General features: G+C 59.8%; 22 protein-coding genes and 1 other RNA gene. 7 read left to right on the forward strand and 16 right to left on the reverse strand.

All coding sequences use genetic code 11. The features are described from left to right. Positions 1-33: 33 nt before the first annotated feature. The 3 genes from B2X55_RS01030 to B2X55_RS01040 form a co-directional block, all read right to left on the reverse strand. A complete protein-coding gene (locus tag B2X55_RS01030) occupies positions 34-1,284 on the reverse strand; it encodes a radical SAM protein (protein ID WP_286820541.1) in 1,251 nt (416 codons plus the stop codon). Next, on the reverse strand, positions 1,268-1,924 hold the full coding sequence (gene pth / locus B2X55_RS01035; protein ID WP_286820542.1) for an aminoacyl-tRNA hydrolase: 657 nt from the start codon (positions 1,922-1,924) through the stop codon (positions 1,268-1,270). The genes B2X55_RS01030 and pth overlap by 17 nt, the downstream gene beginning before the upstream one ends. Positions 1,925-2,042: 118 nt before the next feature. Next, positions 2,043-2,891, reverse strand: coding sequence for an undecaprenyl-diphosphate phosphatase (locus B2X55_RS01040; protein WP_036378527.1), 849 nt, complete (start codon positions 2,889-2,891; stop codon positions 2,043-2,045). A gap of 344 nt (positions 2,892-3,235) precedes the next feature. Between B2X55_RS01040 and trxA the strand changes: the two genes are divergently transcribed. Then, positions 3,236-3,544, forward strand: coding sequence for a thioredoxin (gene trxA / locus B2X55_RS01045; protein WP_036378526.1), 309 nt, complete (start codon positions 3,236-3,238; stop codon positions 3,542-3,544). A 13-nt stretch (positions 3,545-3,557) separates the two neighbouring features. On the opposite strand, the gene B2X55_RS01050 is transcribed toward trxA, so the two are convergent. From B2X55_RS01050 to B2X55_RS01075, 6 genes are all read right to left on the reverse strand, one after another. Beyond that, the gene (locus tag B2X55_RS01050) at positions 3,558-4,259 is read right to left on the reverse strand and encodes a Crp/Fnr family transcriptional regulator (RefSeq protein ID WP_148485429.1); all 702 of its coding nucleotides are present in this window, start codon (positions 4,257-4,259) and stop codon (positions 3,558-3,560) included. A 103-nt stretch (positions 4,260-4,362) separates the two neighbouring features. Then, entirely contained in the window at positions 4,363-5,310 is a 948-nt protein-coding gene (locus tag B2X55_RS01055) for a ribose-phosphate diphosphokinase (RefSeq protein WP_036378525.1), read from the reverse strand. 145 nt (positions 5,311-5,455) lie between these two features. Further along, positions 5,456-6,823, reverse strand: coding sequence for a bifunctional UDP-N-acetylglucosamine diphosphorylase/glucosamine-1-phosphate N-acetyltransferase GlmU (gene glmU, locus B2X55_RS01060; protein ID WP_286820545.1), 1,368 nt, complete (start codon positions 6,821-6,823; stop codon positions 5,456-5,458). A gap of 39 nt (positions 6,824-6,862) precedes the next feature. Further along, entirely contained in the window at positions 6,863-7,627 is a 765-nt protein-coding gene (locus B2X55_RS01065) for a GntR family transcriptional regulator (protein WP_036378523.1), read from the reverse strand. A 9-nt stretch (positions 7,628-7,636) separates the two neighbouring features. After that, positions 7,637-8,521 (reverse strand): 4-(cytidine 5'-diphospho)-2-C-methyl-D-erythritol kinase, encoded by an 885-nt coding sequence (gene ispE / locus B2X55_RS01070; RefSeq protein ID WP_286820546.1) that lies wholly within the window; start codon positions 8,519-8,521, stop codon positions 7,637-7,639. Positions 8,522-8,543: 22 nt separating this feature from the next. Further along, positions 8,544-9,395 carry a 4Fe-4S binding protein gene (locus B2X55_RS01075; protein WP_286820547.1) on the reverse strand — a complete coding sequence of 284 codons (852 nt, stop codon included), beginning with the start codon at positions 9,393-9,395 and terminating at the stop codon, positions 8,544-8,546. A gap of 211 nt (positions 9,396-9,606) precedes the next feature. On the opposite strand from B2X55_RS01075, the gene B2X55_RS01080 reads away from it, so the two are divergent. Genes B2X55_RS01080 through cydC form a run of 4 tightly spaced genes read left to right on the forward strand, consistent with a single transcriptional unit; the run spans position 9,607 to position 15,260 of the window. Further along, a complete protein-coding gene (locus tag B2X55_RS01080; RefSeq protein WP_286820548.1) occupies positions 9,607-10,977 on the forward strand; it encodes a cytochrome ubiquinol oxidase subunit I in 1,371 nt (456 codons plus the stop codon). Then, positions 10,977-11,990 (forward strand): cytochrome d ubiquinol oxidase subunit II, encoded by a 1,014-nt coding sequence (gene cydB, locus B2X55_RS01085; RefSeq protein ID WP_286820550.1) that lies wholly within the window; start codon positions 10,977-10,979, stop codon positions 11,988-11,990. The genes B2X55_RS01080 and cydB overlap by 1 nt, the downstream gene beginning before the upstream one ends. A gap of 25 nt (positions 11,991-12,015) precedes the next feature. Next, positions 12,016-13,644 (forward strand): ABC transporter ATP-binding protein/permease, encoded by a 1,629-nt coding sequence (locus B2X55_RS01090; RefSeq protein WP_286820551.1) that lies wholly within the window; start codon positions 12,016-12,018, stop codon positions 13,642-13,644. After that, positions 13,641-15,260 carry a thiol reductant ABC exporter subunit CydC gene (gene cydC / locus B2X55_RS01095; RefSeq protein ID WP_286820552.1) on the forward strand — a complete coding sequence of 540 codons (1,620 nt, stop codon included), beginning with the start codon at positions 13,641-13,643 and terminating at the stop codon, positions 15,258-15,260. The genes B2X55_RS01090 and cydC overlap by 4 nt, the downstream gene beginning before the upstream one ends. 73 nt (positions 15,261-15,333) lie before the next feature. On the opposite strand, the gene B2X55_RS01100 is transcribed toward cydC, so the two are convergent. Then, a complete protein-coding gene (locus tag B2X55_RS01100; protein ID WP_286820554.1) occupies positions 15,334-17,043 on the reverse strand; it encodes a phosphoethanolamine transferase in 1,710 nt (569 codons plus the stop codon). A 63-nt stretch (positions 17,044-17,106) separates the two neighbouring features. Between B2X55_RS01100 and B2X55_RS01105 the strand changes: the two genes are divergently transcribed. Next, the gene (locus B2X55_RS01105) at positions 17,107-17,811 is read left to right on the forward strand and encodes a tetratricopeptide repeat protein (RefSeq protein WP_286820555.1); all 705 of its coding nucleotides are present in this window, start codon (positions 17,107-17,109) and stop codon (positions 17,809-17,811) included. Positions 17,812-18,526: 715 nt separating this feature from the next. Next, positions 18,527-19,885: an MATE family efflux transporter gene (locus tag B2X55_RS01110; RefSeq protein ID WP_286820556.1), complete on the forward strand. Its 1,359-nt coding sequence runs from the start codon at positions 18,527-18,529 to the stop codon at positions 19,883-19,885. Between the two features lie 12 nt (positions 19,886-19,897). Here the strand turns inward: B2X55_RS01110 and B2X55_RS01115 are convergent, their stop codons facing one another. From B2X55_RS01115 to B2X55_RS01140, 6 genes are all read right to left on the reverse strand, one after another. Next, positions 19,898-20,758 (reverse strand): EamA family transporter, encoded by an 861-nt coding sequence (locus B2X55_RS01115; protein WP_286820557.1) that lies wholly within the window; start codon positions 20,756-20,758, stop codon positions 19,898-19,900. A 238-nt stretch (positions 20,759-20,996) separates the two neighbouring features. Continuing rightward, a complete protein-coding gene (locus B2X55_RS01120) occupies positions 20,997-21,659 on the reverse strand; it encodes an energy-coupling factor ABC transporter ATP-binding protein (protein ID WP_286820558.1) in 663 nt (220 codons plus the stop codon). Then, a complete protein-coding gene (locus tag B2X55_RS01125; protein ID WP_286820559.1) occupies positions 21,656-22,372 on the reverse strand; it encodes an energy-coupling factor transporter transmembrane component T family protein in 717 nt (238 codons plus the stop codon). Before B2X55_RS01125 ends, B2X55_RS01120 begins: the two co-directional genes overlap by 4 nt. Before the next feature lie 116 nt (positions 22,373-22,488). Next, positions 22,489-23,502: a cobalt transporter CbiM gene (gene cbiM, locus B2X55_RS01130; RefSeq protein WP_255240481.1), complete on the reverse strand. Its 1,014-nt coding sequence runs from the start codon at positions 23,500-23,502 to the stop codon at positions 22,489-22,491. A 187-nt stretch (positions 23,503-23,689) separates the two neighbouring features. Continuing rightward, positions 23,690-24,026: a transfer-messenger RNA gene (ssrA, locus tag B2X55_RS01135) on the reverse strand. 114 nt (positions 24,027-24,140) lie between these two features. Then, entirely contained in the window at positions 24,141-24,410 is a 270-nt protein-coding gene (locus B2X55_RS01140) for a hypothetical protein (RefSeq protein ID WP_255240482.1), read from the reverse strand. Between the last annotated feature and the right edge of the window lie 25 nt (positions 24,411-24,435).

Consider the following 24,435-nt stretch of genomic DNA (forward strand, 5'->3'; position numbering starts at 1 on the left):
ATTTGTTACACACCTGTGAGGCACAGCCCTCTCTCATGCTTCGACATAGTGGCTGAAGCTGCCGATGACGAGCTGCGGGAATTCCTCGTGGAGCGCAGCGATGAAGCGGCGCGTCCCGAGGATCTTGCCCTGCGGCTCCGGCATAATGTCAAGAAAAGCGTCCGGATCGATGTTGAGGTTGCGCACCTGGATCATCTGCACGGGCAGCTCGCGGAAGAACTCCTGCCAGGCGGCAAGTTCCTCCTCGCGGTCGTTGAAGCCCGGGAAGTAGAGCAGGTTCAGCGATACGTAGACGCCGTGGTCGAGCGCATAGCGGATCGATGCCTTGACATCGGCGAGGTGGTAGCTCGCGCGATAGTAGGCATCGTAACCTTCCTCGCGCGCGCTGATAATGGAGACGCGCAACGAGTCAAGGCCGACATCGACGATTTTCTTGATGCCCTCGGTCCAGCCCGCATTGGAGTTCATGTTGATCTGGCCCTTCTTCGTCTTCGCACGGATGAGCTTGATGCCCGCCGCGATGTTGTCGGCCGCCAGAGACGGCTCGCCCTCACAGCCCTGGCCGAAGCTGATGATACCATCCGGCGCCACAGAGAGGTGGTAGATGCCGACTTCAGCGATCTCCTCAGGCGTCGGGCGGAATTTGATGCGCTCCTGCGGTGACGGGCAGCACTCGGCCGGCTGCAGCGAGATGCAGCCGAAGCAGTTCGCGTTGCAGACTGGCGATGTCGGGATGCCGCACTCCCAGCGGCGGTAGAAGAGATTCTGCGCCGTGCAGCAATGCCACTTCAAGGAGCAGCCGCCAACCTGCTCGACGATGCGGTTGCCGGGCAGGTCCTTCTTCGTGCGCTTGACGAGTTTCGCGAGTTCCTTCGTGTTGTAGTGGACCGGGTCCCACTTCTCGTTCTCGTCCGTATAGACGGCCGCACAGTAGAGCTCGTCGCGGTAGACGACGACAGCTGTGTAGCCGTAGAGCGGCAGGCGCTGTGCATCCTCTGCCCGCTCGTAGGCCGGCATGTAGAGGCGCGTGTAGCCTGCCGGCAATATGGCGGCCACAGCGAGGCCGCTGATGGGCATCGTCTCGCCGTCCGCGCTCTGGCCGACGGCCAGGCGGTCAGGCAGCAGCATGAGGTCCGCACTCTCCGGCAGCGGAATGAGGTCCTCAGGCTTCAGCAGGACATTCATGCGGCCCGTGCGCCCCATGCCACGCATGCCCGGCGCGTCGAGGATGTTGCCGTCCTCATCGGCGTAAACGGCCGTGATGGCCTCATTCTGCTTGCTCATGATGTTCCTCCCTTGCCTTTCCTTCTGCTCCTTCGCTCGCTTCTGCGGTCTGTGCCTTCTTGGCCTTTTTCTTCTTGGGGTTGAACTGGTTCATCGCCATGTCGACATCGTGCGTCACGATGCACTCCACCGCAGGGATCAGGTAGTCGATGGCCTCGCGGATCTTCGGCTGGTCCTCCTCCGGGAAGGCAGCGAGCACGTGGTTGACGACAGTCCAGCCCGGCAACGGGCGGCCGATGCCGATGCGCACGCGCGCAAAGTGCTCGTCACCGACATGCGCGAGGACGGACTTGATGCCGTTGTGTCCGCCCGCACTGCCCTTCTTGCGGATGCGGATCGTGCCGGCGGGGATGTCCATGTCGTCGTGCGCGACGATGAGGTCTTCGGGCTCGAGCTTGTACCAGTTCATCAACGGGCCGATGGCACGGCCGCTCTCATTCATATAGGTCTGCGGCTTGACGAGCACGACCTTCTCGGTGCCGATGCGCGCATCCGCGACTTTTGCGTCGAACTTGTCCTTCCAGTCTGACGCCGAGAGTCCCAGCGCATCCGCCAGCGCGTCGACGAACATGAAGCCGACATTATGTCTTGTCTTCGCATACTCCGCACCGGGGTTGCCAAGACCTGCAATGATTTTCATAGTGCAATCGATCTCCTGTATCGTTCTCTTTACTCTAATCTTCGTCTTTCCAGTGTATCACATCTGCCTTTGAAAGACAAAAAACAAAAACTCCTGGGCCAGAGGCCCAGGAGGAATATCAATCGTTTGCCGTAGGATCGCCCACCATGAACAGGTAGATGAGCACGATGATGCCGAGCACGATGCGGTACCAGCCGAATGCCTTGAAGTCATTCGTCTTGATATAGCGCATGAGGAACTTGATGGACAGGACGGAGACAATGAAGGCCGTGACCATGCCGACGACCAGGATAAGGATCTCCGCACCCGTGTAGTGGAAGCCGAACTTGACCATCTTCAGCGCACTCGCACCGAACATGACCGGGATGGCCAGGAAGAACGTGAACTCCGCAGCCACCGTGCGACTCGCGCCGAAGAGCAGGCCGCCGAGGATCGTCGCGCCAGAGCGGCTCGTGCCCGGCACGAGCGAGAGCACCTGGAAGATGCCGATGATCAGAGCTGTCTTGTAGTCGAGACGCCGCAGGTCTGTGATGGCCGGGCGGCGATGCTTGTTGTAGTTCTCGACGATGATGAACATGATGCCGTAGAAAATCAGCGTCGTCGCGACGACCGGCGCCGTCATGAAGTGCTCTTCCATGTACTTGTTGAAGAGCAGGCCGATGACTGCCGCAGGGATGCATGCCACGATGACCTTCATCCAGAGCTGCACCGTATCACGCTTCTCCTGGCGCGTCTTCCACGAAGAAAACGGGTTGAGCTTCTCGAAACTCAGCACGACGACGGCCATGATGGCGCCGAGCTGGATGACGACGAGGAACATGTCCATGAACGCCTTGCTGACATCGAGCTTGATGAACTCATCGACAAGAATCATATGGCCCGTACTCGATACCGGCAGCCACTCCGTAAGACCCTCCACGATGCCGAGAATGATGGTCTTGAGTAAATCCGCTATACTTAGATCCACTTTCTTTTTGCCTCCTGTAATACCTTAATGTCCATTACCGCATTTCGCTCACGGCAGTATGCCCATTATAGCACAGCTACCCCTTCTGTGCATGGAAATTTCCGGATAAAGACGGCTCTGCCTGCTGCAAATCTTCTTATAGTATAGAAGCCCAACTTAAACACGCGATAAACAGCGTGCGGAAACTGTGAGCAAGTCACGGAAAAAGCGCCGTTTCCCTGCTATACTGGAGAAAAACCAAGGGAACGTGCACCGAAGAAGGCAGTACGTCCCTCTTGATGAGACACGATACTTTTTTCATATGGCTCCTATAGAACCATACTAGGCAAGGAGGTTCCCCTATCATGGCAGCAATTGTGATTACCAAAGAGAATTTCGACAGCGAAGTCGTGAAAGCAGATGGCACGGTCCTCGTCGACTTCTGGGCGACGTGGTGCGGTCCGTGCCGCATGCTCTCTCCGATTGTCGACGCCGTCGCAAGCGAGCATCCGGAAGTCAAGGTCGGCAAGATCAATGTCGACGAGCAGCCCGAACTCGCCCAGCAGTTCGGCATCATGAGCATCCCGACGCTGATCGTCTTCAAGAACGGCGCGAAGGTCAATGAATCCATCGGCCTCGTGCCAAAGGAGAAGGTCGAAGAACTGATCGGCTGAGGGAACACAGGCCTCAGTAGGTTCCGGCGAGACGGCGGAGCGCCTCGCCATCTTCAATATGCAGATAGCCGCGGCCCGACGTGGTCCATCCCTCCTGATTGAAGTACTTGATCAGGCGGGTGACGACCTCTCGGGCCGTTCCCATATAGCGGGCCATCTGTTCATGAGTCAGCCGGATGACATCGCTCTTCCGCTTTTCGCTCTCCTCAAGCAGGAAGATGGCGAAGCGGCGGTCAGCTGAGAGGAAGAGCACCTGCTGCAGCTTCCAGAGCATGTCTGACAGGCGCTTCGAGGCAAGCTCGTAGGCAAAGCAGCGCACGTAGATGTTTCCCTCTGACAGCTTGCGGAAGGCAGAGGCATCCGTAAGCAGCACCTCAGTGTCCTCCTCTGCATCGATGTAGACATCAAACGTCACGGCATCGAGCGTGCAGGCAGCTGACAGGATGCCGATGTCATCGGCAAACAGACGGTAGAGCGTCACATCGCGGCCGTCCTCCGACAGCGTGTAGACGCGCAGCTGGCCTCTCTTGATCAGCATGACGCCGATGCAGTCGAATGGCCCGCGATGGACCTGCGTGCCGCGCTTGTAGCGGACAGCATGCGTGTGGGTGTTCAGGAGCTCTCTCTCTCGGTCAGAGAGCTGCGGCCAGAAGCCGAAATGGCGGATGAAGAGGTCTGTCACGCTCTTCTTCCCTTGTTCGAGACTCTGTTCCAAGTTACATCACCTTCTCCAGATAGTAAAAGATCACATAGCAAAAGAGAGCCTCAACAAAGGCTCTCTTTCTTTTTACGGTCTGTCCTTGAAGGACGCGCGGATCTTAGCGAAAAAGCTGGCTGACCGAGCGGTGGCTCTGGATGCGCATCATGACATCGCCGAGTGCGTCGGCAAGCGACAGGACGACGAACTTGTCGGACTGCTTCTCCGGCGGCAGCGGGATCGTATCCGTGATGACGAGCTTCTCGATTGGGGACTCGTTGATGCGCTGGACAGCCGGGTCCGAGAGGATGGCATGCGAGCACGAAGCAAAGATGCGCTTTGCACCGCGCTTCTCGAGGGCACGGGCGCCTTCGCAGAGGGAGCCTGCCGTATCGACAATATCGTCGATGATGACGGCCGTCTTGCCCTCGACATCGCCGATGAGGTTCATGACCTCTGCGCAGCCCGGTTTCGGACGGCGCTTCTCGATGATGGCAATCGGTGCCTGCAGGTGGTCAGCGAGAATGCGCGCACGCGTGACACCGCCGAGGTCCGGGGAGACGACGACGACATCGTCGAACTTCTGTGCGCGGAAGTAGTTCGCGATGACCGGAGCTGCCGCCAGGTGATCGACCGGAATGTCAAAGAAGCCCTGGATCTGGCCAGCATGGAGGTCAACGGTCACGACACGGGTCACACCGGCCGTCGTCATGAGGTTGGCGACGAGCTTTGCCGAGATTGGCTCGCGGCCACGCGTCTTGCGGTCCTGACGTGCATAGGCGTAATACGGGACGACAGCCGTGATGCTGTGTGCCGAAGCGCGCTTGCAGGCATCTGCCATTATCAAGAGCTCCATGAGGTTGTCGTTGACGGGATAAGACGTCGGCTGGATGATGAAGATATCCTTGCCGCGGATGCTCTCACTGATCATGACCTGCGTCTCACCATTGTTGAAATGACCGACATATGCATCACAGAGGTTGACGCCGATGTGGTCGGCAATCTTCTTTGCAAGATCCGGGTTTGCATTACCGGTCAGGATGCATAAGTTAGCAGTGTCTAAAGCCATTTTGATAAAATCCTCCAAATCCTTACACCTAAATTATTGCTCGAAGAGGACGGGCTCCGCCCATTCGTCTCTCCTTACAGTATATCACAGGATGTGCAAAAAGGACATATTTCCTTTTATTTTACTTATTTTATTTTACGCGTGCTCACTCGTCGCGCTTGTCATGCCAGCTCTCAATGACCGTCTGGCGGGCGCGCGCAATCGAGAGCTTGCCCTTCGGTGCCGTCTTCGTGATGGTCGAGCCAGCTGCGATGTAGGCATCATCCTCGATCGTCACAGGAGCGACGAGGTTGGAGTTGCAGCCGACGAAGGCATTGTTGCCGATCTTCGTGCGGTGCTTAGCCTTGCCGTCGTAGTTGACCGTGATTGTGCCGCAGCCCATGTTGACATTCTCGCCCATGTCGCAGTCGCCGATGTAAGAGAGATGCGGCAGTTTCGAGCCCTTGCCGATGTTCGAATTCTTGACTTCGATGAAGTTGTCGATCTTGACGCCTTCAAAGAGGTGCGTGTTCGGGCGCAGGTGGACGAACTGGCCGAGCTTGACATCGTCATCGATCTGGCACTCGTGCGCGTAGATGAACTGGCCTGTCACGCGGTTGCCGCACTTGACATCCTGGAAGCGGACATTCGGGCCGATCTCGCATTCCTCACCGATGACCGTGCCATGCTCGAGCCACGTCATCGGGTAGATGATGGTATCGCGGCCTACCTTGACATCATCGTCGATGTACGTCGTCGCAGGATCCATGATCGTGACGCCCTCGCTCATGAGCTCCTCGTTCTTGCGGCGGCGCAGGATCTTCTCGGCACCGGCGAGCTGCAGGCGCGAGTTGATGCCGAGCGTGTCCTCGTAGTCATCAGCGGCGACAGCCCAGATCTTCTCGCCCTTCTTCTTGAGGATCTCGAGCACATCCGGCAGGTAGTACTCACCCTGCGCGTTGTCGTTCGTGACGTGAGAGAGCGCCTCGAAGAGGTCCTTGGCCGCAAAGCAGTAGATGCCCGAGTTGACCTCGCGGACCTCGCGCTCCTCTGCCGTCGCATCCTTGTGCTCGACAATCTTCTCGACAGAGCCGTCTGCCGAGCGGATGATGCGGCCATAGCCCGTCGCATCCGGCATGATGGCCGTGAGGACCGTCGCCTTTGCCTCGGCTGCCACATGCTCGTCGTAGAGCTTCTTGAGCAGCGCGCCCGTCAAAAGAGGCGTGTCGCCGCAGAGCACCATGACCGTGCCCGTCTCATCCTTCAGCAGGTCTTTCGTCTGCAGGACGGCATGGCCCGTGCCGAGCTGCTCCGTCTGCGTGACGAACTCAGCCTGGTCGCCGATGGCCTCGCGGACCATCTCGCCGCCAAAGCCCGTCACGACGATGTTGCGCTTCGCACCGGCAGCTTTAGCTGCATCGATGACATGCTGCAGCATCGTCTTGCCTCCCGCCTTGTGCAGGACCTTCGGCAGCTTCGACTTCATGCGCGTGCCCTTGCCGGCCGCTAGGATGACGGTTACTAAATCTGACATACTATCGTTCTCCCATCTCTTATTCATATAACATGTATCTCATGCGTCCTGCTTGGACGGATGCGCTTTCTTCTTCTTTGAGCCTTTCGCAGCAGCCTTGCGACTCGTCGCGATATCCATCGCCTTCAGCAGCGTCTTCTCGGAGTTCTCCATATGGTGCTCCGCTGCCTTGCTCGCGCCGCGCTCATCGCCGTTGGCGATGGCCTCGACAATCTCGCGGTGCTCATCGAGCGTCGCCTCAAGGCGGCCCGGATACGACATCGACAGCGTGCGGAAACGAGTGAGCTGGTCGCGCAGGTTCGAGATGATGCCGACGAGGCGGTTGTTGCGCGCCGCATGATAGAGCAGGTCGTGGAACTCGATGTCCGTCTCGACGATCTTCTCCATCGCCGCTTCGTGGTCGTCGCCCTCCTCGTACTCCTTGATGTAGCCGCCGATGATGACGAGCAGGCGCTGCAGGTGCTCGAGCTCATCTTCTGTGATATGCTCTGCAGCCAGGCTGTTCGAGAGGGATTCGAGTGCCGTGCGGATCTCGAAGATCTCATTGATGTCACGGATTGACATATCCGCAACGTACGTGCCGCGTCGCGGCATCATGACGACGTATCCCTCGAGCTCCAGCTTGCGGATTGCCTCTCGTACCGGCGTGCGGCTCACGCCAAGTTCTTCTGCAAGCTTGATTTCCATGATGCGCTCGCCAGGCTTGAGGACGCCCTTGCGGATCGCCTCGCGCAGCGATTCGCAGACCACCTCGCGCAATGGCTGGTAGCTATCTAATTTGATTGGAGACAATCTCTGTTCCATGTGCTTCCCTCAATTCTCATCGTGATTTTTATCTGCCGTCTGGCAGACGAAGATATCCGCGTCCGTACGCTCTTCCAGGTAAGCCGCTGCAGACTGTGCCTCGCCCTCTGACGAAAAGAGCCCGAATACAGTCGGGCCGCTGCCAGACATCATGCTTGCCAGTGCGCCCTTCTCCATCATCCAGGCCTTATACTGCGCAATGACCGGATACTGCTTTATAGTAACACGTTCAAGAACATTGCACAATAAGGAGGCAATGCCTTCCCGGTCATGGCCAGCGATTTTCTCGCGGATGGCCGCATTGTCGGGGTGGACCTCTGTGCCCTGCTCATCGTAGTTCCGGTAAGCCCAGGCCGTGGAAACGGATATCTTAGGCTTTGCAAGCACGACCCAGAACGGCGGCACCGGGCTCAGTGCTTCCAGGACCTCGCCCCTCCCCGTCGCCATCATCGTGCCGCCCATGATGCAGAACGGGATATCGGATCCGAGCTTCGCACCGTACGCACAGAGCTCTTCCTGTGTCAGGCCGAGATGATAGAGTGCATTGACGCCGCGCAGCACAGCAGCTGCATCCGCGCTGCCGCCCGCAAGGCCTGCCGCAATCGGGATGCGCTTCGTGAGCTCAATGCGCACGCCGCCCGGAGTTTCTTCGCCGCCGAGCAGCAGTTGCGCCGCCCGCCAGGCCAGATTCCGCTCATCAGCCTCGAGGCCCGGCACGTCGAGCACGAGCTCGATGCCGCGCGGGATCTTCGAGAGCTTCACCGTGTCGTGCAGTCCGATGGACTGCATGACCATCGCGACCTCGTGATAGCCATCCGGCCGCTTGCCCAAGATGTCCAGTGTCAGGTTGATCTTGGCATTTCCGTCTACGATAATCGAATCATCGGTAATCAAATCGTCCCCTCCTATCATCATGTCAGCGGTCCAGCGGGAAATCGCGCTGCCCTGCAAAGTGCGGCACGAGTTCCAGCGCGCCCTGCGGGCAGTGCAGTACACAGAGATTGCACCCTGTGCAGGATGCCCCCGCAAAGTGCAGGGCCGCATGCTCGCCGCGCTCCAGCACGACTGCCCCTGTCGGGCAGACGACGGTGCAGAGGCCACAGGCCGTGCAGCCGTCTCGCAGCGCCAGCCCACAGAACAGCTCGCATGCTTCTGCCTGCTGCTCCCGCAGCCAGGCCGAAGCATCGAAGCGGAAGCTCCGCTCGATCTGCGCTTCTGCTATTTCCTGCAGCTCCTCGGCCGTCGAGTGGAACAGAGCTTGGAAAAAGCTGCGCCGTTCGACCTTCCGCGGCTTTTTCGGCTGCGGCGGTGCCGGCTTGACGTGGACGAGCGCAATCGTCTTCTTTCCCGCCCGCGCGAGTGCATCGTTGCAGGCCGTGACTTCCTGCTGAAGCCAGGCAAAGACGGCCGGACGGCACGATTCACAACGTGAGATGTCGAGGCTCAGCGGGCGCTTTGTCGCCAAGCTCCAGAGCAGCCGGCGGTCGAGGAAGCCGAGGCAGTGCACGCCGCCGGGGCTGGCCTTGCCGCACATGAGGACCTGTGGCGTGAGCGCCATCGTCTTCTTGAGGGCCTCCGCGTAGTCCTCCGGCGCCTCAATGGCCGCCGCGGGACAGACGGCAGTGCAGAGGCCGCAGCCGTCGCAGGCTTCTTGGTCCACAGCGTGACTGGTAATGGCCCGCTGCGGGCAGATCTCCTCGCAGCGATGACAGTCCGCCTTGCCGTCGCGCACGAGGCAGCGGCCCAGGTCGATACTTCGTTTCTCCACGATACTTCTCTCCTATCATATAGTGTATTTATTATACCACATCTACGTTTCTCATGCGATTTTTCTACGGAATCCAATCCCCATTACTGCGATAATTATTTTCTTTTACGATTCAATATAATTTTTCTTGTCTCTCCTGCCGTTTTAGGCTATAATGGAATCATAAATAGAATGCATCACGATGCACTAATAAAAAAGGAGGGCAACATTCATGGATGCACTGATCCTATCCCGATGGCAATTCGCCATCACAACTGTCTACCATTTTCTCTTTGTCCCCGTAACACTCGGGCTCTCGATCTTCGTCGCACTGCTCGAGACGTGCTACGTCCGCACAAAGCGCCCGGCCTGGAAAGAGACTAGCCGCAAGCTCGTCCGCTTCTTCGGGACGCTCTTCATCATCAATTTCTCGATGGGCGTCGTGACCGGTATCGTGCAGGAGTTCCACTTCGGCATGAACTGGTCCGAATATTCCCGCTTCATGGGCGATATCTTCGGCGCGCCGCTCGCGCTCGAGGCACTCACGGCCTTCTTCCTCGAGTCAACCTTTCTCGGCATCTGGATCTTCGGCTGGGATAAGCTCTCGGAGCGCCTCCACTGCCTCTGCATCTGGATTGTCGCCTTCGCGAGCAACCTCTCGGCCTTCTGGATTCTCGTCGCGAACTCCTTCATGCAGCATCCGGTCGGCTTTGTCATCCACAACGGCCGCGCAGAGATGACGGACTTCTTCGCGCTCGTCACGAATCCGTACGTCATCGGCGAGTATACGCACACGCTGTTCTCCGCCATCGCAACGGCCGGCTTCCTCGTCATGGCTGTCTCGGCCTGGAAGGTCCTGCACGACGAGGCCTCGCGCCGCGCCTTCACGCAGACACTCAAGGCAGGTGCCGTCTTCATGCTCTTTGGTCTCTTTGCCACGATGGGCAGCGGCCACCTGCAAGCGCAGTACATCGCACAGGTCAACCCGATGAAGCTCTCCTCGGTCGAGGCGCTCTGGGAGACGGAAGACCCGGCGCCGTTTGCCATCGTCGCCGACATCGATGAAGATGCACACAAGAACAACTTCGAGCTCACCGTGCCCGGCGCCTTCTCCTTCATGCTCTACAACACGCCGTCTGGCGCCGTGCCGGGCATCAACCAGATCCAGAAGGACTACTCGGAGAAATACGGTCCCGATGAATACCGTCCAGATGTCACCGGCCTTTTCTGGAGCTTCCGCATCATGATTGCTCTCGGAGGCCTCATGATCCTCCTCGGCCTCGCTGCCGCTTACTTCGGCTTCACGAACCGCCCATTGGCCTGCCCGTACTTCCTCAAGGCACTGCCGTGGCTGCTGCCGCTGCCGTACCTCGCCAACAGCGTAGGCTGGTACGTCGCAGAGGCTGGCCGCCAGCCCTGGATCGTGTTTGGCCTGCAGAAGACGAGCGATGCCGTCTCACCGAACCTCACGGGCGCAGATGTCTGGCTGACGATGGCCGGCTTCACGCTCCTCTACCTCGTACTCGCCATCGCTGCCCTCTGGGTTGCTATGCGTTTTATCAAGAAGACACACATCTCCTTTGAAGAAGGGAGGAATGCATGATGGATCTCAACATTCTCTGGTTCATCCTCATCACGGTACTCTTCACGGGCTTCTTCTTCCTCGAGGGCTTCGACTACGGCGTCGGCGGCATCCTGCCCGTCCTCTCCTCCGATGAGAAGGAGCGCGGCGAAGTCCTGCGCACGATCACGCCGGTCTGGGACGGCAACGAAGTCTGGATGATCACGGCGGGCGGTGCGCTCTTCGCGGCCTTCCCGCACGTCTACGCCACGATGTTCTCGGCGTTTTACCTCGCGCTCTTCCTCATGCTCGTCGCGCTCATCCTGCGCGGCGTTGCTTTCGACCTGCGCGGCCGCCAGCAGAGTGCCTGCTGGCAGCGCTTCTGGGATGGCGCCATCTGCTTCGGCAGCATCGTGCCCGCCTTCCTCTGGGGCGTCGCCGTCACGAATCTCATCGCCGGCATCCCGATCAACGAGAAGATGATCTACACAGGCGGTTTCTTTGACCTGCTGACGCCGTACACAATTGTCGGCGGCCTCGCCTTCCTCTTCGTCTTCCTGTTCCACGGCACGGCATTCCTCACGCTGCGCCTCGCGAAGAGCAGCCTGATCATGCGTTGCCAGCAGCTCGCCTTGAAGACGGGCGTCACTGCGGCCATCTTCTTCGTTCTCTGCATGGCGATGACGCTGACGTACACGGACCTCTTCACAAAGCCGCTGGCTGCTGTCGCCCTCGTCGGCGCTGCGCTCTTCTTCGTCATGGCCATCCTGAGCATGAAGCTCGCCAAGGGCAAGGCCAGCTTCCTCCTGAGCACAGCTGCCATCGTCGCGACGACCGTCGCTTTCTTCGCGGGCCTCTTCCCGCGCCTCATGGTCTCGAGCCTCAACCCGGACTGGAGCCTGACGATCACGAATGCCGCCTCGAGCCCCTATACGCTCTCCGTCATGACGGTCGCAGCGGCCATCTTCGTGCCGATTGTCCTGATCTACCAGAGCTGGTCCTACTACATCTTCCGCAAGCGCGTCACGCCTAAGGATGCAGAAGAACATTATTGAGGAACGGATACCTACTACCATGAATATGAAGCAGACCTTTCTCTACAGAGCCCTGCAACGCGAAAAGGGCGTGCGGCGGCAGCTGTTCCTGACGGAGCTCCTGCGCGCACTCGCCATCCTCGGCGCCTGCGGGACGGCCAGCCTGGCCACCAGCCAGGTCTTTCTCGAGAAGGGGAGCCTCAGCACGACAGCACCAGTTCTCCTGGTGCTGTTTCTTATGCTCGGCTCCCTCCACCTCCTCAGCCTGCGGCAGGCACATCTGCTGCAGGCGCTCTCAGATGGCGCGCGCGCGAGCGTCCGCCAGAAGCTCCACCTGCACCTCCTCTCACGCCAGGGGCAGACAGACCGCACGCTGACGCGCCGGCTATTGCCGCTGGCACTCGAGAGCACGGATGCACTCGACGCCTGGTTCACGAAAGTCCTGCCCGTCGTACTCGGCATCGCCGTCGCCATGCCCTGCCTTCTCGCAGCCGCGCTCTTCATTGACCCGATGACGGGCCTCTTGATGCTCGTGACGGTCCCGATCGCGCCGTTCCTGCTCTACCTCATCGGGCGCGTGACGCGCGAGGCGAGCGAGGAGCAGTGGCGCGAGATGAACCGCTTCTCGGCAGGACTCGCGGAGATCCTGCGCGCCCTGCCGACACTCAAGCTCTTCTCGCGGGAGCAGGCGGAGCGCGAGCGCGTCAGAGGTCTAAGCCGCGACTTTGCAAGAGCCGCTCTGCGCGTGCTTCAGCTCTCCTTCGTCTCGGCTTTCGCCCTCGAGCTCATCACGACGCTCTCCATTGCCATCATCGCCGTCAGCATCGGCCTGCGACTGCTCTACGGACAGCTGACATTCACGGCGGCCTTCTTCGTGCTGCTCTTGACGCCGGAATTCTACCAGCCGCTACGCCTCTCCGGCACGGCTTTCCACAGCGGCATGACAGCCTTCACCGCTGAATCTGCCCTGTCGGAAGTCGCCTCGAACGCATCAACACCAAGAGGAGTTCCAGGCGCGCCCCCCTTCCCCGATACCTCTGCGCCCCTCACTGTGCAGGCTCTCTCCTTCCGCTATCCGGGCAGCCCGCTGCCGCTGCTCGACTGCGTATCGTTCGCCGTCGCAAAAGGCAGCCTGACGGTGCTCTCGGGGCCGAGCGGCTGCGGCAAGACGACGCTCATGCGCCTGCTCGCAGGGCTACTGGTACCGGAATCCGGAACCATCCTGCGTTCCGAAACCATGCCTTGCAGCTATGTGCCGCAGGAGCCACATCTCTTCAACGCGACGCTCTTGGAGAACATCACGCTGTTCCACTCGGGTTTCCGCGAGGACGATGTGCGGGCGGCACTTGAGCATCTCTCCCTCGACAGCTGGCTGGCCGCTCTGCCGCAGGGACTCGCGACGCCTCTTGGCGAGGGCGGCCAGAGCCTCTCGCAGGGCCAGCGCAAGCGCCTCGGCCTCGCGCGCGCCCTCGTACAGGGACGGCCGCTCATCCTGCTCGACGAGCCGACTGCCGCACTCGACGAGGCGACCGCCTCGACCATACGCGAGGTCCTGCTCTCCCTGCGCGGCACGCACACGCTGTTTGTCATCAGCCACGACGAGCAGCTGCAGGCCGCAGCAGACCATCTGCTGACCTTTGACGCAATCACGATGAAAGGAGGTACTGCCGTATGAGGAAGCTCCTTCGCCTGACCTCAGCCGCCGAATTCCTGCCCGTATTGCTCGTGAGCCTCATGGCACTCTTCACGGGGCTCGCGCTGCTCGGCGCTTCGGCCTGGCTCGTCGCCTCCGCGGCCCTGATGCCGCCCCTCTACACGCTGGCACTCGGCATCACCACCGTGCGTGCCTGCGGCATCGGCCGCGCCGTCTTCCGCTACGGCGAGCGCTACCTCTCGCACCGCATGGCCTTCCGCATCCTGACAGAGATCCGCCTCTCCTTCTACGACGCAGCCGCGCGATGCCTGCCGCTGCGCAGCGGGCCCGCGCGCCAGGGCGAATTCCTGCACGACCTCATGGCCGGAGCTGACGACCTGCGCGACTTCTACGTCCGCGCGCTGCTGCCCATCACGACCATCGCCACCATCACCGCACTCACCACCTGGCTGCTCGCAAGAGTGCTCGGCCCCTTCGCCCTGCTCCTGCCCGTTCTCGGCCTCGTGCGCCTGCGTCTCGCCATTCTCGGCCGCCATACAGATGAACGCGAGCGACGCGCGCGCGATGCAGCCTACCGTAGCGCTCTGCTCGATGCAGCAGGCGGCGCCGACGAGCTGATCTGCGCAGGGGCCGGACCTGCCGCGCAGCGCCTTGCCGCCCCGGCAAACCGGCTGCTCGCGGGCGACCTGCGCCTTGCCCAAGGCGATGCGCGGCGCGACGCGATGGCAAATCTCCTCGATGCCGCCGCCCTGCTCGTCCTTTTTGCGCTCCTGATCTGCCGCGTGACGGCAGACGAGCTCAGCGGCATCGACCTCTGTGTCTGGTTCCTCGTCCTCCAAGCCCTGCTCGCTGAGTTCCGCAATCTGCCAGAAGACGTGCGCCAGTGGCGCCGCAGCCTCGCCGCCGCCAGTTTCCTGCCGGACAGGCCAGCAGGCAGAGAGACACATCCTGCAGCAACAAACCTAGGCAAGTCCCCCCTGCCGGACAGCACGCCACTCCTTGAAGCGCAAGATATTTCCTTCTCTTACCGGCAGGGACAGGGCATCCTCCAATATCTCTCCTTCCAAATTGCGCGCGGCCAGCACACGGCCATCGTCGGTGCGAGCGGCGCGGGTAAGACGACACTCTCAAGACTCCTGATTGGCGTCTGGCCGCCCGACAGCGGCACACTGCTCCTAAAAGGACAGCCCTATGCCAGCCTTCCCGCCTCCGCCATCCATCAGGCCATCGCCGCCCTGCCCCAGGGCAGTGTGCTGCTCTCCGGCTCCATCCGCGAGAATTTCGAGCGATACCGGCCGGAATGCTCCAGAGAGGATATGCATGAGGCGCTCGCAGACGCCCAGCTCAGCGAAGTCATCGCCGCGCTTCCAGATGGCATTGACACGCCGCTCGGAGAGGATGCCTGCAACCTCTCCGGCGGCCAGCGCAGCCGCCTGCTCACAGCGCTCGCCATCGCCGGCAATGAGCCCCTCGTCCTGCTCGACGAGCCGACCTGCGGACTCGATGCGAAGACAGCTGCAGCCCTTATCGATGCTCTATTCCAGAGAGTCCATAAGACTGGCCAGACCTTGCTCGTCATCACCCATGAAAACGATATCCTCAAGAACTTCTCCCAAGTCCTTGAACTGCGGAAATAGCAGCGCGCACTGAGCGCGGACAAAAAGAAGCCTTGCCTACATCAGCCGGCAAGGCTTCTTTTGATATAACGCATCATTTCATCTCGTTATCGTAGTCGTGGCCCTGCACCATGCGGTGCGCTCTCGGCTGGAACGCGGGATTGATGACACTCTTCCTGGGATCATACTCCGGCGTGCGGATATCCAGGAGGTCGAGCAGTGTGTGGATGAAGTCATCCGTCATGTACGGACGGTTGACGGCCGCCCGGAGCGCCTGCCACTTCTCCGGATGGTGTGCCTTGTAGGCAGGCGATGCCCAGAAAATCATCGGCACCTCGAGCGTCTCCTTCGTCGGGTGCTCCTCGACATGGCCCGAGAACGTGCTGCCGCGGTCGTAGAGCGCCTCGCCGTGATCGGGGATGTAGACGACGATCGCATCCTTATCGGCAAATTTGCCCATCAGGCTCGTGACGACAAAGTCATTGTAGTAGAGCGCATTCTCATACTGCGCGATTTCCGTGCGCTTTTCCTGAGACAGCTCATCCTGCGGCGGCGGCACATCATCGGCCGTGAATTTCGAGAAGATGTAGGGGAAGCGCATGTAGTAGAGCCCATGGCCGCCCATCAGGTGAATCAGGTAGAAATTCTTGGGTGCAGGCGACTGCAGGGCCTCGTCGACGAGCGGGAACAGTGCCTCATCGTAGATGCCGCTGTCCTCATGCGACTCACGCAGGCGCGTGAAGCGGCTGTAATCACTGCGGCCCGCAAAAAGCTGCGCGACATTGCCCCAGATGCCCGAACTCTCCTGATTCGAGAGCCAGTACGTCCGGTAGCCTGCCGCCTTCATCGTGTCGATCATGTTGTTGTAGGCGTACCACGGTTTCGAGGAATCCATGTCCGCAAACGTCAAGAGCTTGCGGAGCACGGCGACCGTCGCAGACTCCGGCGAGATGGTGTCGCGGAAGACGGCGAGCTCCCCTTTCTCATTGAGCGCATCGAGATTCGGCGTGTTCTCCAAGGGATAGCCATAGAGGTGCATGCGGTCGCGCGTTGTCGACTCACCGAGGATGAAGACGACGTACGGCGTATCGCTGTGGTTCTCCGCAATCTCGACATCCGCTGCGGCCTCATCCTTGAGCTTCTCAAACGCGCGGATATTCTCGACCGACGTCGTCGCCGCCCGTCCGACGCGCACAGCAGGCACATCGAGCGAATCATTGATGATGAACGAGTAGTAGCGCGTCAACAGGATGCCGCCCGCAGCCAGTGAAGCGACAACGACGAGCGGGATGGCAAGCGACAAGCGGTGGCGTGACAGGAAAGGGATCCGCACCGCGCCGAGCCTGCGGTAGGCAAAGACACCCGCCACGACGAGCAAGACAGCAGCTGCCACGCCCTTCCAGCCCACGTACATGCGGACGAACTCTCCCGCCTCGCGCGGATTCGTCTGCAGCACCGCTGTCACGATACCCGCGCCGATGAGCGAGCTGTACTGCACGATGGAGAAGAACTCCACGCCGCCGAGCAGCAGCGAGACGAAGAACGACGCCGCAAACAGCAGGCGCCGCAGCCTGCGCACGGGGATAAAGCCCAAGATGAGGATGTAGAGCAGCACCCCGCCGAGCAGGAAGACAGCATCCGCCGCGAGCACGCCGAGCTGCTCCCCCTTGTACATGTGGATGTTGAGCCACGCGATTGGCGCGAAATTCAGGAGGTACAGCACGAGCAGCAGCCCAGCCTCATGCTCCACCACATGCGTCCCGCGCGCCCAAGCCTTGAGTACGAATCGTTTCAATGCGTTCAAATTCCCAACCTCCAGAAGAAATGGTATAATATAACTATTATACACGAATCAGGAGGATTTTTCATGACACAAGATACATTCCATAAGCTCGTCCACCTCGTGATGGACTCCCCCGCCCATCCGCCCGAGAAACTCTTCATCGGCGGCATGGACAGCTGGCACGCCCGCGCGCGTCTCGCCCACTTCCTCGCCATGAAGGGCATCGACAAGACGGATGAAGCACTCGAGCTCTTCCATAGTGTCGTCGAAGCCGACATCGACGAGGAGAAGGCTGAGGACGTCGAGGAAAAGGTCTTCGCCCTGCAGCGCTTGAGCTCCCTCGAGAAAGAGCTCGGCAAATTCGACGAAAGCCTGCGCCACATCGACATGGCCATCGAGCTGGCTGAGTCGACCGACTTTCTCTACAAGTACATCCTGCGCGGCGAGCTCTGGGCGGACCGCTGGAATCTCATGCACAAGATGAAGATGACCCAGGAGGCCGAAGCAGAGGTCGACGAGCGCATCGAGGCTTACAAAGACATCCCCGTCCACCACAACAGCTACCTCTACTACGGCTACCGCTTCAAGGCCCAGCTCTCCGCCGAGCGCGGCGTCACACTCGTGGCAAAAGACTACATGCACATGGCACTCCACGCGATGGAAATCCCAAAGGAATATGAGGCAGGACTCGAAAAGGCCTTCTCCGCCACCCACGACAACGCCTCGTGGATCCTCACAGAAGTCGACAAAGCAACGCCAAATCCAGATAACCTGCACTGGGATATTTGAAAAATGCGCGGGCATGCCGACGGAGGGGAAAGACATTTCGGCTTCGTCGCTCCGTTAAATGTGGAGCAGATGTGCGTAGGCGGAGGGGGCTATATTTCGGCTTCGTCGCTCCGCTAAATGAGCCCTATGACAGGATATCCTTTTGATGCAGTTTCGCCGCCTGCCGCGGCGTTCTCACATCGCATTTCTATGCTAAAGAGTGTCAGGGCTCAGCTCTGCGGGCTATCGCTGCGCTCCTGCAGGCGAAATACAGCCCCCTCCTGAAGATACGCCCTACGACGAAGCCTCTCTCCCGCTACGTTCCTGCGAATAAAAGCCTCGACCGTTCATCAATGATACGACGAACAATCGAGGCTTTTTACAACCGTACCTTGGCCCGCGGGGCTGGGGAGCATCGATGGGGCTACGTCAGGGGATAGCTGGGCATTAGCGGAGCGTTGGCGGGCTGCGTCAAGAAAGGATTTTTTGCCCACTAGAACCCTTGCAAAAGAGCGTCGTCCAAGCGAAGCGCGTTTAGCTCTTTTGTAAGGCTGCATTAAAAGGCAAAAAATCCTTTCAGCAGACCGTCATCGCGTAGTGTTGACCGGCTATCCCCGGCCTCGTTTAGCAGTGCACCGTGGCGAAGTGTTGCCAGTCTCTCCCCGGCCCTGCTCTACATACCCCCTTGACTCTGCCATAATTGTAGTGTTTACTATGGAGTCAAGGGGGTATTTTTGTGACCAAGAACATGACAACCGGCAACGTCGCGAAGAACATCGTGTATTTCTCGCTGCCATACTTCTTCTCGTATTTCCTGCAGACGCTCTATGGCATGGCCGACCTCTTCATCATCGGCCAGTTCGAGGGAGCGGCAAGCATCACGGCTGTTTCGATTGGCAGTCAGGTCATGCACATGCTGACCGTCATGATCGTGGGGCTCGCGATGGGCACGACGGTCACGATTGCACAGGCTGTCGGCGCGGAGGACCACCTGCGCATCCGCAAGGCCATTGGCACGACGGCTGTGCTGTTCTTCGGCGTCTCACTCGTGCTGGCCGTGCTGCTGGTCGCGCTGCGCGGCGGAATCACCAGCGCTATGGAAACACCGATAGAGGCTGTATCTGGCACACAGTCGTATCTCCTCATCTGCTTCCTCGGCATCCCGCTCATCACCGCCTACAACATCATCGCATCCATCTTCCGCGGCCTCGGCGACGCCAAGAGTCCGATGTACTTCGTCGCAGTGGCCTGCCTCTGCAACATCGCACTCGACTACCTCTTCATGGGCGCCATGGCGATGGGCCCGAGCGGCGCGGCCTGGGGCACCGTCATCTCACAGGCCATCAGCGTCGTGCTCGCCCTCGCCTACGTGAAGAGCGGCCGGGCAGGCATTGCACTCACACGACAAGACTTCCGCCCGGAACGTCCCGTGCTGCGGCGCCTCCTGCGCATCGGCGTGCCGATCTCGCTGCAGGACGGTTTCATCCAGGTCGCCTTCCTCGTCATCACTGTCATCGCGAATATGCGCGGCCTGACTGACACCGCTGCCGTCGGCATCGTCGAGAAAATCATCAGCTTCATCTTCCTCGTGCCCTCGTCAATGCTCTCGACCGTCTCGGCGCTCGGCGCGCAGAACATCGGCGCGGGCAAAGTCGGCCGCGCACAGCAGGCCCTGCGCTATGCACTCGCGATGACCGTCGGCTTCGGTATCACAGTCTCCATCCTCACGCAGTACGCCGCCTACGACATCGTCGCGCTCTTCACCTACGATGCAGCCGTCATCGTGGCAGGCGAGGCATACCTGCAGGGCTACATCTTCGACTGCATCTTCGCGGGCATCCACTTCTGCTTCAGCGGCTACTTCTGCGCCTGTGGACGCTCCGAGATCTCGTTCCTGCACAACATCGCCTCCATCGTGACAGCCCGCATCCCGCTCGTCTACCTGACCTCCATCTGGTACCCCATGACCCTGTTCCCGATGGGCCTCGCGACGGCAGCAGGCTCCCTCGTCTCCGTCGTCATCTGCATCGGCGCCTTCCTCTACCTTCGCGGCCACGGCAGTCCAGCCTTCGCGAAGAGCGATGCCGCTGCCTGAAGGGGCACGACCTCAGCCCTTTGTCCTGAGATTCCCCACGATCACGCCGAGGAAGATCAGGGCGACGCCGAGCCACTGCACGAGAGCGATGTGCTCGCCGAGGACGAAGAAGGCCATGAGGATGGCCATGGGAAGCTCCGACGAAGTCAGGATGCTGCCGAGCGACGGCCCCGTGTGCGGGATGCCGATAGAAAAGAGAAGCGGCGGCAGTGCAATGCCAAAGATGCCGAGCGGGATGCCGTACGGCGCGACGGCGGCAATGCTGCCCAGGGACAGCAGGAAGGTCGGCGGCATGAAGGCAAAAATCACAGTGGCCGCTCCGACGGACATCAGGGCGCTCTTCAAGACGGGCGGCACCTCACAGCCGACCGTGCCGCTGACGAGCAGGACAAAGGAATAGCTGACGGCCGAAGCCAGTCCCCAGAGCACGCCGCTCGTCAGGGAGATGTTATCCGAACTGCCAACGAGTCCCGCCGCGAGCACTGATCCCGGCAAGAGGATCGCGATGGCCGCGACTTTCTGCCTGTCCGGCAGGCGGCGCGAGAAGACGCAGTCAATCGCCGTGCTGACCCAGACGAACTGGAAGAGCAGGATGATGGCAAACGAAGCCGTGACCGTCTGCAAAGCCGTGTAATAGAACATCGTCGTCAGGCCAATCGGCAGGCCGCAGCAAATGAGCGTCAATACCCGACGGCCATTCAAAGGAAAGCCCCGATGGCGCAGGGCCGCCATCCACAGCAGAAGCATGCCGAAAAAGACCTGCCCGCCACAGACTTCCGCAGGCGTCAGCCCTGCCGCATAGGCAATCTTCACGATTGTCGAGAGGATGCCGTAACTGCATCCCCCGAGAAAGACAAGCAACGCGTATTTCATGTATTCCCTCTCCTTTACCTAACTCTCATTCAACAGAAAAAGCCACGCAGCAGGCGCTGCGTGGCGAAAATGACGCGTGTCAGAAAAATCCACTCTCAGGAACACATCCCGAGTTTTAGATGAAATCACGTATAGGATAACAAAAGATGAGCCAAGATGTCAAGGCCAGCTGTCTTCAAAGAGAGACGACGGCAGGGGATGGCTGCATCTTGCCCTTCTTCTTTGCCCTAGCCAGCAATCACCCCAGCTGATGCTCTGCTGTCAGTCTCAGTTCCCTATCGGCAATCCGGCCAGCGATATCGGGATGGTGTGAGGTCACGATGATCGTCTTGCCCGCATCCTTGAGCGACTGCAGAAACTGCGTCAGCCACGCCTGGCTCTCGGCATCGAGAAAGGTCTCCGGCTCGTCGAGTGTCCAGACCGCCGGATTCATCGTGAAGATGGAGGCGAGCGCCGTGCGCTTCTTCTCGCCGCCCGAGAGAAAGTACGGCGCCTTGTCGCGCAATTTTTCCAGCGAGAAATACGCAATGGCATCCTCCACGCGCTGGTGCACCGCCTCCTCTGGAAGCCCCATCTGCAGCGGGCCGAAGGCCAGCTCCTCCTCTACGCTCGCACAGAAGAGCTGCGCATCCGGATTCTGCCAGACGTAGCCGACGCGCTGATGGAAGTACTTGGAATAGCGATGCTCACGCATCTTCTTCGCCGTGATGGCCGTCCCCTCAAAGGTATACGTGCCGATCTCCGGGAAGACGAGTCCGTTCAAGAGACGCAGCAATGTGGTCTTCCCCGAGCCGTTCGGTCCCGTCAGCAAGACGGCCTCCCCTTTCTTTATCGTAAAGCTGATGTGGCGCAGGACCGGCTCATGGTCGAACGCACAGCAGACATCTTCAAGCGCGATCAAAAGAATCCCTCCAGACGAAGATACAGGAAAGCATACAAGGCAAGCAGGGCGAGCAGTATCAGCCGCCCCAGGAGCGGGCCGCGCCGTCTCTCCCCCGCCATGACGGGGTACTCGCCCGTAAAGCAGCGGCAGCGCATGGCCTCGGCCATCTCGAGCGAGAAGCGCTGCGAACGCTGCATGACAATGCCCATGATGCCAGCCATCGCCCTGTGCTTGCGGGGATTGTGGCCGACAGAGCGCAGCTTCAGCGACGTCAAGAGAAGCGAGGCCTGGTCGCCGAGCAGCACGAGGTAGCGCAGCGTCGTGTCAAGGATGAAGATGACCTCCGGCGGCAGGTGGAAGCGCCGCAGTGCCGCCGTGATCTCATGCCACGAGAAATACTGCTGCAGGAGATTGAGCGCTGTCACGCAGAGGAATGTCTTGAACGGCAGCAGGATTGCCGGGCCCGTGCTCCAGAAGATGAGCGCTGGCAGGATGAGCAACAGGCAGAAAAGGGCGGCTGTCAATGCTCCCATGACGATCTGCCGCAGCTGTGCCCCTGTCAGTGCCGTCATGAGCACGAGCTCCCCTCCGAGCACGGTCCAGAGGAATGCAGGCGTGCGCGCCGTGACGACGGCCAAAAGCAGCAAGATGAGCAGCGCGAGTGCCATGCCAGCCTGGCCGCGATAACGCCTGCCCGCCTGCGCGCGCAGGACCTTGAGCATCTCCATCATGCGCAAAAGGGACCGGGAGATGAATGCATCCCGGTCCTTGTCAGGTCTGTATGATTCTTCTCGCTTTGCCCAATCCGGCAAATCCATCATGAAGAACACCTCAAATCAAAAGTCACTCAGCGCCCCGACAGAGAATCGCCGTAATCTGTGTGTGAAGCGAAGAGCGGTGCCGCCATCTTGAAGAGGATGACGAGCAGTGCCGTGCCGATGAGCGCCGAGAGGATGTAGCCGAAGGCATCCGGCAGCCCTGCAATCGCATAGTCCGGGAACAGCGCGTCAAACGAGAAGCCCTGCTCCATCCCCGCCGGCGTATAGCCGAGCGCCGTGCCGAGGAAGTCCTGGTCCGCGAGTTCCTCCGGATCCCATTCACCCCAGGCCGTTCCTGCCGCGAGCAGTCCGAGCGGCGTGCAGACGATCAGTGCTGCAACCAAACCGTAGAGGGCACGGTTCGTCTTCACGCGGACCGACTGGAAGAGGTCCGGCGACGTCTTGCGCAGGTAGGCAAGCACGGCCGTCGTGAAGACGACCTCCGCGAGTCCAAAGAGAGTCAGATGGCCGATCATCATCGCCGGCACCGAGATCCAGAGCGGATACGGGCAGTAGAGCGCCTGGCCGGCTGCATCCGTAAAGAGCAGCGGCTGAATGCCAAATTCGATGGCCGCCACGAGCGCTGCCGCATTGATGCCGACGTACGCGCCGAGCCCCGCTGCCATGTACTCGCCCGACGAAGCGGTCAGGCGTTTGCGCAGGAACTGGTAGACGGCGTAGCCCGTGAACGGCAGGACAACCGCCATATTGAAGCAGTTCGCGCCAAAGGCCAGGATGCCGCCATCCCCGAAGAAGAGTGCCTGGATGAGCAGAGCCACGCTGACAGACAGGCACGCGGCATACGGGCCGAACAAGATCGCGATCAGCGTGCCGCCGACCGCATGGCCCGTCGTACCGCCCGGCAGCGGCACATTGAACATCATACCGAGGAACGAAAGCGCCGCTGCGATGCCCAGGAGCGGCAGCTTCTCCTGCGGCACATGGCGCCTCACCTTCGAGACGGCCACGAGCCAGACGGGCACCATGGCCGCGCCGAGTACCGCACACGTCGACGGGCTCAGGTAATTCTCTGGAATATGCATGATTTCATCTCCCCTATAAATAAACATGATGATTGATGCTTTCATTATACGTCATCTTCATGAATGCTGTAAGCCTCCCAGGGGGATAGAAATTTCGTTCTACAGCAAACCGGCAAACAAAAAGACCCGGGAATCCGCCCCGAGTCTTCTTGTATCAAAGCCGCTTCTCAGCGGCGAATCTCCAAAATGGTGGAGGTGAGGAGAATCGAACTCCTGTCCGAAATACATCCACATCACAAAGCATTATCGCAATAGCCCGGGAATGCGGGCATCATAGGAGCGGAACTCCAGGATTCAGAGTTCTCCACCACCTGTTTTTACAAAACAGGAAACTGCCGTCTTTATTTAAAACCTCCGGGTTGGCTGACGGTTCGTACTTCCAGAGGGGCTATCTGAGCTAGGCTCAGGCAGCGTAAGCGTATTCAGCTTCGTCAGTTGAATTTAGCGGTCAAGCTTCAGGCATTCATGACCATTGGCCTGCGAACTTCGTGGCTTCAATACCCCGTCGAAACCATTGCACCCCCGATAAGAAATGCTAGAAAAAAGCCGTCTTGAACGGCTTTTTCTCTTATCTTCATATTATAGCCGGTGCAGTCGAAAAATGCAAGTCTTCCTGTGAATTTCTTTTGGCCCCTGCCTCATTCCTGCTCATCCTGATGGATCTCAGCCTGCTGCTGTCGCAGGGCCTCGATGCCGATGCGGAACTCGTCAATGGTCAGCTTGAAGTACGGCAAGGTCTGCAGGGCCTTGTAGACGTCCTGCTGGGACTTAGCAGATTCGAGTTTCTCGCCGATGCCGTCTTCCGTCAGGGCGTGGAGCAGGATGTGCGTGATCTGGTCGAGGGCACGCTGCTCCTCGCTGATGCCCTCTGCCTCATCGTGGCCGTGAATCTCATGGATATCGCTCATTTATGATAACTTCCTTTCTAAATTG

Origin of the sequence: Mitsuokella sp. UBA4253, from assembly GCF_002395285.1 — a bacterium.
Classification (GTDB): Bacteria; Bacillota; Negativicutes; order Selenomonadales; family Selenomonadaceae; genus Mitsuokella; species Mitsuokella jalaludinii.

Coding starts and splice junctions, on each gene's coding strand:
- B2X55_RS01030 (WP_286820541.1), bottom strand. CDS start 1,284: ATGAGCAAGCAGAATGAGGCCATCACGGCCGTTTACGCCGATGAGGAC.
- pth (WP_286820542.1), bottom strand. CDS start 1,924: ATGAAAATCATTGCAGGTCTTGGCAACCCCGGTGCGGAGTATGCGAAG.
- trxA (WP_036378526.1), top strand. CDS start 3,236: ATGGCAGCAATTGTGATTACCAAAGAGAATTTCGACAGCGAAGTCGTG.
- B2X55_RS01055 (WP_036378525.1), bottom strand. CDS start 5,310: ATGGCTTTAGACACTGCTAACTTATGCATCCTGACCGGTAATGCAAAC.
- glmU (WP_286820545.1), bottom strand. CDS start 6,823: ATGTCAGATTTAGTAACCGTCATCCTAGCGGCCGGCAAGGGCACGCGC.
- B2X55_RS01065 (WP_036378523.1), bottom strand. CDS start 7,627: ATGGAACAGAGATTGTCTCCAATCAAATTAGATAGCTACCAGCCATTG.
- B2X55_RS01080 (WP_286820548.1), top strand. CDS start 9,607: ATGGATGCACTGATCCTATCCCGATGGCAATTCGCCATCACAACTGTC.
- cydB (WP_286820550.1), top strand. CDS start 10,977: ATGGATCTCAACATTCTCTGGTTCATCCTCATCACGGTACTCTTCACG.
- B2X55_RS01090 (WP_286820551.1), top strand. CDS start 12,016: ATGAAGCAGACCTTTCTCTACAGAGCCCTGCAACGCGAAAAGGGCGTG.
- cydC (WP_286820552.1), top strand. CDS start 13,641: ATGAGGAAGCTCCTTCGCCTGACCTCAGCCGCCGAATTCCTGCCCGTA.
- B2X55_RS01105 (WP_286820555.1), top strand. CDS start 17,107: ATGACACAAGATACATTCCATAAGCTCGTCCACCTCGTGATGGACTCC.
- B2X55_RS01115 (WP_286820557.1), bottom strand. CDS start 20,758: ATGAAATACGCGTTGCTTGTCTTTCTCGGGGGATGCAGTTACGGCATC.
- B2X55_RS01125 (WP_286820559.1), bottom strand. CDS start 22,372: ATGATGGAGATGCTCAAGGTCCTGCGCGCGCAGGCGGGCAGGCGTTAT.
- cbiM (WP_255240481.1), bottom strand. CDS start 23,502: ATGCATATTCCAGAGAATTACCTGAGCCCGTCGACGTGTGCGGTACTC.
- B2X55_RS01140 (WP_255240482.1), bottom strand. CDS start 24,410: ATGAGCGATATCCATGAGATTCACGGCCACGATGAGGCAGAGGGCATC.